The sequence below is a fragment of the Rhodopseudomonas pseudopalustris genome (assembly GCF_900110435.1).
Lineage (GTDB): Bacteria > Pseudomonadota > Alphaproteobacteria > Rhizobiales > Xanthobacteraceae > Rhodopseudomonas > Rhodopseudomonas pseudopalustris.
Window position 1 is genome coordinate 42,849 of sequence record NZ_FODT01000012.1, and the last position, 12,354, is coordinate 55,202.

The 12,354-nt window shown below is 65.4% G+C and carries 12 protein-coding genes; 4 read left to right on the top strand and 8 right to left on the bottom strand.

The annotated features are described in order from the left end of the window. Window positions 1-121: 121 nt before the first annotated feature. Window positions 122-1,573, bottom strand: a complete 1,452-nt coding sequence (gene radA / locus BMY71_RS19970; RefSeq protein ID WP_092685985.1) for a DNA repair protein RadA — start codon at window positions 1,571-1,573, stop codon at window positions 122-124. A gap of 117 nt (window positions 1,574-1,690) precedes the next feature. Here radA and BMY71_RS19975 point away from each other — a divergent pair, with 117 nt between their 5' ends. Further along, window positions 1,691-2,902: a glycosyltransferase family 87 protein gene (locus BMY71_RS19975; protein ID WP_011503394.1), complete on the top strand. Its 1,212-nt coding sequence runs from the start codon at window positions 1,691-1,693 to the stop codon at window positions 2,900-2,902. A gap of 81 nt (window positions 2,903-2,983) precedes the next feature. Further along, the gene (locus BMY71_RS19980) at window positions 2,984-3,172 is read left to right on the top strand and encodes a hypothetical protein (protein WP_244526118.1); all 189 of its coding nucleotides are present in this window, start codon (window positions 2,984-2,986) and stop codon (window positions 3,170-3,172) included. A gap of 31 nt (window positions 3,173-3,203) precedes the next feature. On the opposite strand, the gene alr is transcribed toward BMY71_RS19980, so the two are convergent. Both alr and BMY71_RS19990 read right to left on the bottom strand, forming a co-directional pair. Continuing rightward, on the bottom strand, window positions 3,204-4,433 hold the full coding sequence (gene alr, locus BMY71_RS19985) for an alanine racemase (protein ID WP_011503392.1): 1,230 nt from the start codon (window positions 4,431-4,433) through the stop codon (window positions 3,204-3,206). 50 nt (window positions 4,434-4,483) lie between these two features. Further along, window positions 4,484-5,980: a replicative DNA helicase gene (locus tag BMY71_RS19990; RefSeq protein ID WP_011503391.1), complete on the bottom strand. Its 1,497-nt coding sequence runs from the start codon at window positions 5,978-5,980 to the stop codon at window positions 4,484-4,486. A 508-nt stretch (window positions 5,981-6,488) separates the two neighbouring features. Here BMY71_RS19990 and BMY71_RS19995 point away from each other — a divergent pair. Together BMY71_RS19995 and BMY71_RS20000 are read left to right on the top strand one after the other, a co-directional pair. Next, on the top strand, window positions 6,489-6,689 hold the full coding sequence (locus BMY71_RS19995; protein WP_011503390.1) for a hypothetical protein: 201 nt from the start codon (window positions 6,489-6,491) through the stop codon (window positions 6,687-6,689). A gap of 369 nt (window positions 6,690-7,058) precedes the next feature. After that, entirely contained in the window at window positions 7,059-8,240 is a 1,182-nt protein-coding gene (locus BMY71_RS20000; RefSeq protein WP_092685895.1) for a prolipoprotein diacylglyceryl transferase, read from the top strand. 74 nt (window positions 8,241-8,314) lie between these two features. Here the strand turns inward: BMY71_RS20000 and rplI are convergent, their stop codons facing one another. From rplI to BMY71_RS20025, 5 genes are all read right to left on the bottom strand, one after another. After that, on the bottom strand, window positions 8,315-8,899 hold the full coding sequence (gene rplI / locus BMY71_RS20005; RefSeq protein ID WP_011503388.1) for a 50S ribosomal protein L9: 585 nt from the start codon (window positions 8,897-8,899) through the stop codon (window positions 8,315-8,317). 35 nt (window positions 8,900-8,934) lie between these two features. Beyond that, window positions 8,935-9,882, bottom strand: coding sequence for a hypothetical protein (locus tag BMY71_RS20010; protein WP_092685986.1), 948 nt, complete (start codon window positions 9,880-9,882; stop codon window positions 8,935-8,937). Window positions 9,883-10,012: 130 nt separating this feature from the next. Beyond that, a complete protein-coding gene (gene rpsR / locus BMY71_RS20015; protein WP_011503386.1) occupies window positions 10,013-10,252 on the bottom strand; it encodes a 30S ribosomal protein S18 in 240 nt (79 codons plus the stop codon). Window positions 10,253-10,257: 5 nt separating this feature from the next. Beyond that, complete coding sequence (rpsF, locus tag BMY71_RS20020; protein WP_011503385.1) at window positions 10,258-10,740, bottom strand: 30S ribosomal protein S6; 483 nt, start codon at window positions 10,738-10,740, stop codon at window positions 10,258-10,260. Between the two features lie 287 nt (window positions 10,741-11,027). Further along, window positions 11,028-12,299, bottom strand: coding sequence for a GGDEF domain-containing protein (locus BMY71_RS20025; RefSeq protein WP_244526122.1), 1,272 nt, complete (start codon window positions 12,297-12,299; stop codon window positions 11,028-11,030). Between the last annotated feature and the right edge of the window lie 55 nt (window positions 12,300-12,354).

The window sequence follows — 12,354 nt, forward strand, 5'->3', positions numbered from 1 at the left end:
GAAAACCGTCAACGGCCCCCTCGACACAGCATTGTTCCGCTTCGTCGATGGAAACGTTTGGGCGCCCGCCCGCGATGCGCGCGCGTTGTATAGCGGCACGCTCGGCAAAGGTCACCCCGGTTCAGCCTTCGTTGCGCCGGAATCGAGCCGGTGTGGCATTTTTCTCGGCCGGCGCGTTATCGCGGCCGGCGGGGCGCGGCGTTCCGCGCGCAGCGATGTCGGCGACCAGGCTGGTGAGCCCGCCAACCGTCTGCAGCGAAAGCCCCGCATCAGAGGGCGCATCGCCGCGGGCGGTTTCGGGCAGGATCGCGCGCGCGAAGCCGAGTTTGGCGGCTTCCTTCAGCCGCGCCGCGGTCTGGGCCACCGGCCGGACCGCTCCGGACAGCGAGATTTCGCCGAAATAAACCGCGTCGGTCGGCAGCGGCGAATTGGCGAGAGACGACACCAGCGCCGCGGCGGCGGCGAGGTCGGCCGCCGGCTCGTTGATGCGCAGGCCCCCCGCGACGTTGAAATAGACGTCGTAGCCCGACAGTTTCACGCCGCAATGCGCCTCGAGCACGGCCAGCACCATCGACAGCCGCGCCGAATCCCAGCCGACCACCGCACGGCGAGGGGTGCCGAGCGTTGTCGGCGCAACCAGCGCCTGCAACTCCACCAGCACCGGCCGGGTGCCCTCGATGCCGGCGAACACAGCGGTGCCCGGCGAGCCGAGATCGCGTTCCGAAAGAAACAGCTCGGATGGGTTGGCGACTTCGCGCAGGCCCAGGCCGGTCATTTCGAACACGCCGATTTCGTCGGTCGGGCCGAAGCGGTTCTTGACCGCGCGCAGAATGCGGAACTGCTGCGAGCCTTCGCCCTCGAACGACAGCACCGCATCGACCATGTGCTCGACCACGCGGGGACCGGCGATCTGGCCGTCTTTGGTGACATGGCCGACCAGGATGATCGCAGCGCCGGATTTCTTCGCAAAGCGGATCAGCGCCTGCGCCGAGGCGCGAACTTGGGTCACGGTGCCGGGCGCGGACTCGACGGTGTCGGTCCACATCGTTTGAATCGAATCGATCACGATCAGCCGCGGCGTGGCGCCTTCCGACAGCGTCGCGATGATGTCTTCGACCGAGGTTTCAGCGGCGAGCTCGACCGGCGCCGCGGCAAGGCCGAGCCGCTCCGCGCGAAGCCGCACCTGCGCCACCGCTTCTTCGCCCGAGATGTACACCGCGCGATGCCCGCTGCGCGCCATCAGGCTGGTGGCCTGGGTCAGCAGCGTCGATTTTCCGATGCCGGGATCGCCGCCGACAAGCAGGACCGAGCCACGCACAAAACCGCCGCCGGTGACGCGGTCGAGTTCGGCCATGCCGGATGGCAGGCGCGGGGCGTCGACGCTCTTGCCGGCCAGCGATTCCAGCTTGAACGGCCGCCCGCGGCGCTTGGCGCGGATGCTGACGGGAACGCCGCTGTCGCCGGCTTCCTCGACCAGCGTGTTCCACTCGCCGCAGGACTCGCACTTGCCCTGCCAGCGATTATACGCCGCGCCGCATTTCTGGCAGACGAAGGAGGGGGAAGCTTTGGCCATGGAGGTGGGAATCGCCATCAAGAAGGAGAACGTCATTCAGTAGCATGTTTGGGTCCGCCTCCGCGCCGACCGAGCACCTTTAATCCCAATATAACTTTCTGAGTGTTCCATCCCACGATGCAACGCAGAGAACTCCCAAGGCTGACCACCGCCGTTGCGTGGAGCTTCGTCGCGGTAGCTGCGCTGGGCTATCTGTACGATCTGCTGCGGCAGACGCGCGATCATCTGACCAACGGGGCGGGCCGTCCGTTCGGCGACGACTTCATCAATTATTGGTCGGGCGCGTATCTCGCCTGGCACGGCCGCGTGAACGAGATTTACGATACCCACGCATTCCACATTTTCGAACAATCCGTGGTGGGGGCGACTCTCGACAACTATCACTACAGCTATCCGCCGGTCCTGCTGCTCCTCACGGCGCCTCTGGCGTTCATTCCCTATGTGCCGGCGCTGCTGACTTGGCTGGTGGCGGGCTGGTACGCGTTCTATCGCGCGTTGCGTCTGGCGATGCCGGGGCGCAGCGCGCTGCTCCTCGCGCTGTCCGCTCCAGCGGTTTTCATCAACGCGGTTGGCGGACAAAACGGCACGTGGACAGCGGCGTTGCTGGGCGGCGGTCTGGGTTTGCTGGAGCGAAGGCCGCTGCTCGCCGGCGGATTGCTCGGACTGCTGATCTACAAGCCGCAGCTCGGGCTACTGATTCCGGTTGCGCTGTTGGCGGGGCGGCATTGGCGCGCCTTCGCATCGGCAAGCCTTGTTGCCGGCGGGCTCCTCGCCGTCAGCGCAATCGGCTACGGGACGGATGTGTGGGCGCAATATCTACACAATCTCGGCTTGCTGCGGCAGATCATTCTGGAAGACGGCAGTGGGGTTTGGCATCGATTTGTTTCGGTGTTCGTCGCCGCGCGGCGGCTCGGCGCACCAGTCGAGGCCGCTTATGCGGTCCAGATCGCGACGGGCGCACTCGCCTGCATCGCCGTCGCGTGGGTCTGGTTCGGACGTGCGTCGGCCGGCGTCAAGAATGCTGTGCTTGTGCTCGGCACCTGCTTCGCGACGCCGTACCTGCAGGACTATGATCTGGTGTTCGGCGCGTTGGCCGTGGCGTGGCTCTGGCACGGCGGCGCTTCCCCGGTGTCCGACCGGGCGCTGCAAGTTTCTGCGGGTCTCTTGTTGCTGCTTCCGCTGGTCGCCGCGTCGCTGGCGCATCTGACCGGGCTTGCGCTCGGCCCGGTTTTCATTCTGCCGCTGTTCCTCGTCGCGCTGCGGATGAGCTTCTGGGTCGGAGCCGCGAATGCGCGCGCATCGGAAGGGGTTGCAGGCTCTGCTCGATAAGCGCAAAGGCTGAAGATGCGGGACGACGAGCGCAGGGAGTACGAGCGGCGGAAATGGCGGCAGATCGCCGGACATTTCGCCATGGGCGCCGTGTTCGGCGCCGTTTTTGCGCTGGTTCTGCTGGCCGGAAACTATTTCGGGATTTCGAATGTGATTGCGACCAGCGAAGCGCCGCTTGTGGTCCAGATCGTGTTCGTGGCCGGAATGGGGGGATCGTTTGCGTTCTGCGCCGCCATCACCGGGTTCCTGTTCCTGGTTCACGAGGATTAGCTCGGCCTTCTCGCACGGCTGAGGCGGGAGTTTAGGCCCCGCTCTGTTCTGCAGGCGTCTCCTCAGGCTTGGCGTCGCCACCGGAATAAATCCGCGCGTAGCGCGCGCCGAGGCTGGTCAGCACCTCGTAGCCGATCGTGCCGAAATGATGCCCGAGCTCGTCGACAGTAATGCCGTCGCCGATCAGCGTCGCCATCAGGCCGCGGCGCGCGGCGTTGGCGGGCAGGTCGGTGACGTCGACCGCGAGCAGATCCATCGAAACCCGCCCGGCGATCGGGCAACGCTGGCCGGCGATGACGACATCGGCGCCGCGGGTGCCGTCATTGGAGCCCGCCGCGCGGAAGTAACCGTCGGCGTAGCCGGCCGACAGCACCGCGATCCGGGTCGGCCGCCGCGCCGTCCAGGTGCCGCCATAGCCGACGCTGTCGCCGCGCTCGACGCTGCGCACCTGCACGATGCGCGCTTTGAGATCGACCACCGGCTTCATCGGATTGTCGGCCTCCGGCGTCGGATTGATGCCGTAAAGCGCGGCTCCCGGCCGCACCATGTCGAAGGCGAATTGCGGGCCGAGGAAGACGCCGGAGGAGGCCGACAGCGACGCGGCGACGCCGGTGAACAGGCTGGCGATCTCGCGAAACGCCGTGACCTGTCTGGCGTTCATCGGATGGTTGAGCGCTTCCGCGGCGGCGAGGTGGCTGATCACCAGCGTGATGCCGTGGTCGCCCGCTGCGATCCTGGGGACGATGCCCTGCGCTTCGGCGACGGTGAGGCCGAGCCGGTTCATGCCGGTGTCGATGTGGATCGCAGCGCCGCCGCTCCATCGGGTGCGGCGGCAATACACGTCCCACTCGGCGAGTTCGTACAGATCGCCGATCACCGGGCGGCAGTTGAGCCTGGCGAATTCGTCGCCGGTGGTCTGGAAGAAGCCGTCGAGGACGTAGATCACCGCATCCGGCGCGATCGCACGGACAGCGCCGGCTTCGCCGAGCGTGGCCACGAAGAACGTTTTGCAGCCGGCGGCAGCGAGCGCCTTGCTGACCGGCCCGATGCCACAGCCATAGGCGTCGCCCTTGACCACCGCGGCGGCTTCGGCCGGCACTGCGGTCTTCTCGATCTTGCGCCAGTTGGCGACGATGGCGTCGAGGTCGACGGTGAGAACGCCGGGCGCCGTAGCGGTCGCGGCGGCGAGCGCCGCAGCCTTTGCGGCCTCAGGCGTCAAAAGGCTGGCGACAGTCGCGTTCGGGTCGGGGAGGATGTTCATGCCGCACAATAATCTCTGCCCGAACTTCGTTCAACGGGAGTTGGAGCGCCTCAGATCCGGTCGGGCAGGTGGCTGGCGTCGGTCAGGTCACTGAAGCGCGTGAACTGGCCTTCGAATTGGAGGTCGACGGTGCCGGTCGGGCCGTGACGCTGCTTGGCGATGATGACTTCCGCCTTGCCGTGGACGAGGTCCATTTCCATCGCCCATTTCTCGTGCTCGGGCGTGCCGGGCCGCGGCTCCTTGTTCTGCAGATAGTATTCTTCGCGAAACACGAAGATGACGACGTCGGCGTCCTGCTCGATCGATCCGGATTCACGCAAGTCCGAGAGCTGGGGCCGCTTGTCGTCGCGGGACTCGACCTGACGCGAGAGCTGCGACAATGCGATGACCGGGACGTTCAGCTCTTTCGCCAGCGCCTTAAGGCTCGTGGTGATTTCGGTGACTTCCTGGACGCGGTTGTCGCCCTTCTTGCTGCTGCCCTGCAACAGCTGGATATAGTCCACGACCAGAAGATCGAGCCCCTTCTGCCGCTTCAGCCGTCGCGCGCGCGCGGTGAGCTGCGAGATCGACAGGCCGCCGGTTTCGTCGACATAAAGCGGGAGAGATTGCAACTCGATCGAGACGTCGCGGATCTTGTCGAAATCCGCCTCCGAAATGCCGCCGCGGCGGATCTTGCTGGACGCAATCTCGGCCTGTTCGGCGAGAATACGGGTGGCGAGTTGCTCGGCGGACATTTCGCACGAGAAGAAGCCGACGATGCCGCCATTGGCCGCCTTCATGGTGCCGTCGGGCTGGACTTCGCCGCGATAGGCCTTGGCGACATTGTAGGCGATGTTGGTCGCGAGCGCGGTCTTGCCCATGCCGGGGCGGCCGGCGAGCACGATCAAATCGGAATGCTGCAGGCCGCCCATCCGGGTGTCGAGGTCGCGCATTCCGGTTGCAATGCCGGACAACTTTCCGTCGCGCTGGAACGCCTTCGCCGCCATGTCGACGGCGGTGGTCAGGGCCTGGGCGAAGCGCTGGAAGCCGCCGTCATATCGACCGGATTCAGCGAGTTCGTACAGCCGGCGCTCGGCGTCCTCGATCTGGTTGCGCGGCGCAAAATCCACCGGTGCGTCGAACGCGACGTTGACCATATCGGTGCCGATCCCGATCAGGTCGCGGCGCAGCGACAATTCGTAGACCGTCCGGCCGTAATCGTGGGCGTTGATGATGGTGGTGGCTTCGGCAGCCAACCGCGCCAGATATTGCGCAACCGTCAAGCCGCCGAGATCGAGGTCGGCCGCAAGGAAGGTCTTGAGCGTGATCGGCGTCGCAACCTTGCCGGCCCGGATGATGCTGGAGGCGGTCTCGAAAATGGTCTGGTGGATCGGTTCGAAGAAGTGCTTCGCCTCGAGGAAATCCGACACCCGGTAGAACGCGTCGTTGTTGACCAGAATGGCGCCGAGCAGGGCCTGTTCCGCCTCGATGTTGTGGGGCGCTGTCCGGTAGGCAGGTGCGCTGGCGTCAGGCGCAAGTTTCAGAACATTCGAATCAGTCAGGGCCATAGTCTCGATTGTTCTTTCGAATTTGTCAGATGCGGGGCGCGACTAAAGCGCCAATTCACCCGGGAGCGAAAGCATCAATCGCGCGTTATGCACCAGCCCGCCAACAAGATGTGGATGGCGGCCTGCAAGCGAACCGGCAGGCTTGACGGGGGTAGGCGCGAGAAGCCGCGGAATCCCCCCGGTTGGACAATTGAACCTCGTCGGTTCCCTTAGACACCTATTCATTGAGCCGAACACGTCACACCAAGAACAGGCAAAACGCCCCGATCAGCCCTGCGGCGATCCTGAGCGCGATCAGGGCGGAATCGACCGAAATGTCGTTCGGGACATTCGAACGGGTTCTGGTGACGCTGTTCGAACCATAGATCTGCCTATCTCGCTGTGCCGGCGTCTTTTGTGAGAAACCTCACACCTCGGGGCAACTCGATTGGCTTAGGGATGTTGGGAACGGTTGACGCGACAGTGGGTTGATCACGCAAAATAACGACAACGAAACACGGGAACGGCGATGGCTCAGGAAAAGCGATGCGACGTATCCGACCGGCTCTGGCTGACATCGTTGGTCGAATCGTTCGACAAGGTCTCTTGCGACGAGACCCGTCGCGTCCCGTGTGATCAGGCCTTGCTGCGCGCAACCCACGATTTTTTGTCGGGTGGCAAGGCTCGGCGGGACAGCGAGACCTGCTCGCGGCTAACCGAGGCGGCCTGAGGCAGGCAAGCGCGCGAGTGCTGTCGCAAATCGCCAGCGCGGCTTGGCTCGTCGCGTCGAACTCGGCTCGTCGCGATGAACGAGACGGCGTTCGCGCCGCGCCTTCAGCGTTGTGCATCGTGCAGCTGCAGGATCCGCGATCAATCCTTCTCAGTACAGCTCGCCGTCGATGTAGCTCTCGCTGATGGCCGGCGAGGTCGATCAGCAGTCGACGCTCGGATGGCCGCGCAGGGAAACCAGCGTGTGCGAGGCTGATATTCCGCTCCGTTTCATCCCCGGAGAGCGCGATCTCGGCGCTTCCAATCATCTCACAATCCGTTAAAACGTCACCGCCGCTGTCGCGGCGATTTTTTTGCTTCGGAGGATGAAATGGTGAGCCGGTTGCTCAGTTCGGCGGCTGTATTGCTCCTGATCGGCTCTGTCGTTTCGGATCCAGTCCACGCGCAGAACCTTGAAGCCGGCAAGAGCCCGTCGCAGATCTTTGCCGGCACCTGCGCGGCTTGCCACAAGGGCGCCCGCGGTCTGGTGCGGTCGGTGCCTCCGAGCTCGCTGGCGTCGTTTCTGCGCCAGCACTACACGACCAGCAGCGACATGGCCTCATTGCTCGCCTCGTATCTGATATCGAACGGCGCTACCGACACCCGCTACAAGCAGAACGACGCGAAATCCGAACCCGGTCAGCCGGAGGGCCGGCAGGGCCGCAGGCAGCGCCCGGTGGCGGGTGAGGCGGCCCGGCCCGAAACTGTGGCGCCCGAGGCGGGCGCTCCTGTGCAGGCCGAAGAGGGCGTCCGCCGTAGTCGCAACAGCAAACGCCAGCCCAAGCCGGAGGCGGACAAGCCGGCCGAAGGCTCTGCCGCGGCAGAGACCGCCGCGCCGGCGCCTGCGGAGCAACCGCCGGCGAAGGAACGTCGCAAGCACGGCCGGAAGGACAAGCCTGGACAGGCCGCGCCTGCTGGCGCCGATGCGGCCAAGGGCGAACCTCAGAAGCCGTCGCCGGCCGCGACCGAGCCGGCCATCGCGAAGCCAGACAGCGCGAAGCCAGACAGCGCGAAGCCAGACACCGCGAAATCAGACAGCGCCAAACCGGATGGCGCCAAGCCGGACGAGTCGAAGGCAGGCGCTTCGAAACCAGATGCGCCGAGGACCGACGCCGCCCCGCCGGACGCTTCCAAGATTGATACGCCCAAGACTGACGCTCCCAAGACTGACGCTCCCAAGACTGACGCCTCCAAACCAGATGCTTCGAAGTCCGAAACGCCGAAGACCGAGGCTGCGCAGCCCGACCGCGCAGCGACGCCCGCTGAGGTGCCGCTGCGCCCCGATCCGGTTCCGGCGGTGACGCCGGCCCCGAAGGCCGTCGATACGTCGAAGACCCCTGAGGCCGCTCCGCTTGCTGCGAAGCCGGCGGAGCAGCCTGCGTCCGCGACGACCTCACCGCCCGCCGCAACGACGCCCGCCGCAACGACGCCCGGCGAGCCGTCGATCGCCGTGACGCCGATTCCGCCGCCGCCTGCGCAGGGCAGCGCGTCAGATGTTCCGATCTCTCGTTAAATCGAGGTCTCCTCAAAGCAAAAAGCCCGACCTGAAAGGTCGGGCTTTTCGTTGAGGATGGGGCGCGGCGGCGCTTACTGCTGCTCCGGCTCTTCGTCCTGCTGCGCGTCCGGATCGAAGAACTCGCCTGCGGCGGCGATCGCCTCGGCGGCGGCGTCCTGATCTTCACGACGGCTCGAGATGTCCTCGCCGCGATTGATGCGCTCGGCTTCCTCGACGCTGCGCGCCACCGTCACCGAGACGCCGACCTCGACCTCCGGATGCACCGCGACTTCGATGGTGTGCCTGCCGATGGTCTTGATCGGCGCATCGAGCAGGATCTGGCTGCGGGTGATCTTGACGCCGTCGGCTTCGAAGCTCGTGACGATGTCGCGCACCGACACCGAGCCGAACAGCTGGCCGGTCTCCGACGCCTGCCGGATCACGATCACGTTCTTGCCGTCGATCTTCTCGGCCACCTTGGCAGCCTCAGCCTTGGCCTCGATGTTGCGCGCCTCGAGGTCGGCCTTCATGTGCTCGTACTTGTCGCGATTCGCGGCGGTCGCACGCAGCGCCTTGCCGCGCGGCAGCAGGAAGTTGCGGGCGAAACCGTCCTTGACGCGAACCAGTTCGCCCATCTGGCCGAGCTTGGCGACGCGTTCCAGCAGAATGACTTCCATGTTGTTCTCCTCGAGTTGATTGATAAGGGTCTGAATCAGGTGGTGGTCGGCGGCGGCATCGAGCGGCGCTGGAAATAGCGCTGACGAAAGCCGAACACGGCATCGCCGATGCCGAGAGCGATCAAACCGAGCGCTGGCCACAGGAAGATCAGCACCAGCGCATAGGTCGAACTGAGCAGAAAGCCGCGATGGCGCGCGGCCATCGTCAGCGTGTGCAGCGTGGCGGCGCCGATCAGCCCGTAGCCGATCAGCAGCGTCGCGCTGACGATCGAGCCGATCAAGGCCGCCAGGCCGCCGGCGAAACTGAGCCCGAGCGCCAGTGACAGCACCGCCAGCGTCATCGCCGGCAGCGTTGCGGTCCGCAGGTCCGGCCACGGCCGGTTCAGCCGGCCCGAGGTCGCGGTGATCTTGGCGGCGAGCCAGAGGTTCAAGGTCAGCGTCAGCATCGCGACCGTCGCGGCGGCGGGTGGCGCAACCGCGACCAGCGCCTCGATCAGCCTGTCGGCGTCGCCGGGATTTCGAGAGCCGAGCGTGCGCTGCAATCCAGCGCGCAGGCCTTCGCTGATCGTCGCGCTGTCGGTGCCGAGCGTCAGCAGCGCAGCCATTGTGGTCAGCGCGGCGAAGCCAGCTATCCACGCCACGATTCGGCCGACCGGATACCATTCCAGGGCAGGGGGCGCGGCGTCCGTTGTGTCCGATGGTCGCGCCAGCATCGCAAGGTGGCCGAGCCAATAGGCCGGCGCAACGACTGTGACGACAAAGGCGATCGCGTAGGAGAAATTGAAGATTGCTGCGAGCCCGGCCGCGCCGAGCAACCCACCGACCGCGGCGCCGATTGCGCCCCATCCGAGCGCTGCCACCATCAGCGGCAGCGGCGCCAGATAAAACAGCAGCAACGAGATCAGCGCGCCCGAAATGATCGAGGCGAACATCAGCGCCGAGGCGCACCCGGCGGCAATCGCGATCAGGATCTGGATCATCATCATCAGCTGTCCCGCTCCTTTCGAGCGGTTAGAGGCGAAAAGCCCCAACCATCGGCGGCCGGACGATCGGACGCCTTATGACTTGCAACATGAGGTGAAACCCGCGGCGCGAACGCCGCGGGTGATATTATCAGCGAATGACGTAGGGCAGCAGACCGAGGAAACGGGCGCGCTTGATGGCGCGCGCGAGTTCGCGCTGCTTCTTGGCGGAGACCGCGGTGATGCGGCTCGGCACGATCTTGCCGCGCTCCGAGACGTAACGCATCAACAGCTTGGAATCCTTGTAGTCGATCTTCGGCGCGTTCGTGCCCGTGAACGGGCAGGTCTTGCGACGGCGGAAGAACGGACGGCGTGCACCTGCTTCAGCCATGATTCTTACTCCTCGCTCGCTGCGGCAGTGTCGGCGTCTTCGCGCGGACGGCGCGGACCACGATCGCCACGGAATCCACCGCCTTCGCGATCGCCACGGCCTTCACGGTCACCCCGGAAGCCGCCGCCTTCGCGGCCGCCGCGGTCGTCCCGCTCGCGATCGCGATCGGCCTTGCGCATCATCGCCGAGGGGCCTTCCTCGTGCTCTTCGACGCGCACCGTCAGATAGCGGATGATGTCTTCGTTGATGCGCTCCTGGCGCTCGACTTCGGCGACCACCGCGGAGGGGCCGTCGATGTTGAGCATCACGAAATGCGCCTTACGATTCTTGTTCATGCGATAGGTGAGGGAGCGGAGTCCCCAGGCTTCGGTCTTGGTGACCTTGCCGCCGAGACCTTCGATCACGCCGGTGATCTGGGTCGTCAGTTCTTCCACCTGCTGGGTGCTCGCGTCCTGACGCGCGAGAAAAACATGCTCATAAAGAGGCATGACAGTCCTTTCCTGTGTTGTCGCAGAACCGGCGGCAAGCCCTTCGAACCCTTCGGAAAGGACTCGACTGCTCAGAAGGCGGAAGCACGGGACGACGGGCCGACTGGCCCTGCCGCATCAAAATCGCCTGACATATGAAAACCGACAGGCAAAAATGCTGAGACCGTCCGTTCAGCTCCCGGCCGGGATCTGCGGATGCGCGGGTTATACGTATTTTCGTTGCAATGGCAAGGGTCGGGCAAGGGTCGGGCGGGAATCCCGGGCCTCGCGACCCTGGATTTGGCGGATCAGGCCTCCGAGCGGATCCAGACGGTCCTTGCCACGCGGGCGTCGGCGTCGAATTCGGGAACCAGGTCGGTCGGGTCGTCGATCGTATCGCAGTGCACGAGGGTGCCTTTTCCCCGCCGCTTGGCCTCGTACATCGCGTGGTCGGCGGAGCGTAACAAGGCGTCGGCGGTCAGGCCGTCGCGCGGGAAGGTGGCGCTGCCGATGCTGACGCCGATCGTGAGAGCGATCGTCCTGCCGAGGTCGAACGGCTCGGCGATCCGCGCGATGACGCGTTCGGCGATCGCGGCGCTTTCCGTGGCTCCGGTGGCCGGGAGCAGGATCACGAACTCGTCGCCGCCGACCCGGAAGATCAGGTCGTGCTCGCGCACGCAACTGCGCAACCGTTCGGCGACGGTCACGAGCACTGCGTCACCGAGCGCGTGACCGTAGCGATCATTGGCCGCCTTGAAGCCGTCGAGGTCGAGGCAGAACACCGTCAGCGGCTGATAGCCTCGGCCTGTCGTGCCGGTCGCGCCGCGCAGCAACTGCTCGAAGCGTTGACGCTGCATGGTCCGGTTGGGCAGGCCGGTCAGGGAATCGTAATTCGCCAGCCACTGGTTCTCACGCTCCTTCAGAAACAGATTGAGCAGGATCTCGTAGTTCTCCATCAGGATGAGCGCCATTCCCAGCCCCCAGACCGGCACCAGCAGACCGACCACGTACATGTGCGGAATCGGCGAGACCATCATGGCGCAGGTGTAGGGAAGTCCGAGAATGTAGATCAGCGCGATCCCGTAGCGCGGCGTACCGGCGTTACGTGAGGCGATGCCGCCGGCGACGCCGGCGATCACCATGCCGGCCAGCATGATCAGCGGCCATTCGCCCGACAGGACGCACAACGCGCAGCCGACGGAGTAACTGATCCCCCAGCACAGTCCCACATAGAGCGGCAGCATGGCGTCGCCGGCTTGGCCGGAGACGCGCGCCTTCTGGAGCCTGTCGAGAGCGCCGTAGCGCGCGACGCCGAACGCCAACTCGATCAACACCCAGGCATAGGCCCACGCCGCGCCGGTCATTGCAGCCGCAACGATCGTCAGCAGCGTCGTCGACAGGATCGCCAGCACCAGCGTGCGTTTCCGGGTCAGACCATGCAGCAACAAACGATGGGTGATCGAGCGGGGCTGCGGTCGCGGGCCGTTGATCAGCCACGCGACCACGCGGCTCGGCGCGCCGCGACGCTCGGCGCTCAAAGGTTCGGGATGATCGGGGGCTGCTGTATTCACGCGGCGCATCAAATGCAAAGGGCCACTTGATGTCATTGGGCTTTCGTCGAACAGCTGTTGATAG

Excerpts from the sequence above, each read along its gene's own strand:
- radA (WP_092685985.1), bottom strand. The coding sequence starts at position 1,573 with ATGGCCAAAGCTTCCCCCTCCTTCGTCTGCCAGAAATGCGGCGCGGCG.
- BMY71_RS19975 (WP_011503394.1), top strand. The coding sequence starts at position 1,691 with ATGCAACGCAGAGAACTCCCAAGGCTGACCACCGCCGTTGCGTGGAGC.
- BMY71_RS19980 (WP_244526118.1), top strand. The coding sequence starts at position 2,984 with ATGGGCGCCGTGTTCGGCGCCGTTTTTGCGCTGGTTCTGCTGGCCGGA.
- alr (WP_011503392.1), bottom strand. The coding sequence starts at position 4,433 with ATGAACATCCTCCCCGACCCGAACGCGACTGTCGCCAGCCTTTTGACG.
- BMY71_RS19990 (WP_011503391.1), bottom strand. The coding sequence starts at position 5,980 with ATGGCCCTGACTGATTCGAATGTTCTGAAACTTGCGCCTGACGCCAGC.
- BMY71_RS19995 (WP_011503390.1), top strand. The coding sequence starts at position 6,489 with ATGGCTCAGGAAAAGCGATGCGACGTATCCGACCGGCTCTGGCTGACA.
- BMY71_RS20000 (WP_092685895.1), top strand. The coding sequence starts at position 7,059 with ATGGTGAGCCGGTTGCTCAGTTCGGCGGCTGTATTGCTCCTGATCGGC.
- rplI (WP_011503388.1), bottom strand. The coding sequence starts at position 8,899 with ATGGAAGTCATTCTGCTGGAACGCGTCGCCAAGCTCGGCCAGATGGGC.
- BMY71_RS20010 (WP_092685986.1), bottom strand. The coding sequence starts at position 9,882 with ATGATGATCCAGATCCTGATCGCGATTGCCGCCGGGTGCGCCTCGGCG.
- rpsR (WP_011503386.1), bottom strand. The coding sequence starts at position 10,252 with ATGGCTGAAGCAGGTGCACGCCGTCCGTTCTTCCGCCGTCGCAAGACC.
- rpsF (WP_011503385.1), bottom strand. The coding sequence starts at position 10,740 with ATGCCTCTTTATGAGCATGTTTTTCTCGCGCGTCAGGACGCGAGCACC.
- BMY71_RS20025 (WP_244526122.1), bottom strand. The coding sequence starts at position 12,299 with ATGCGCCGCGTGAATACAGCAGCCCCCGATCATCCCGAACCTTTGAGC.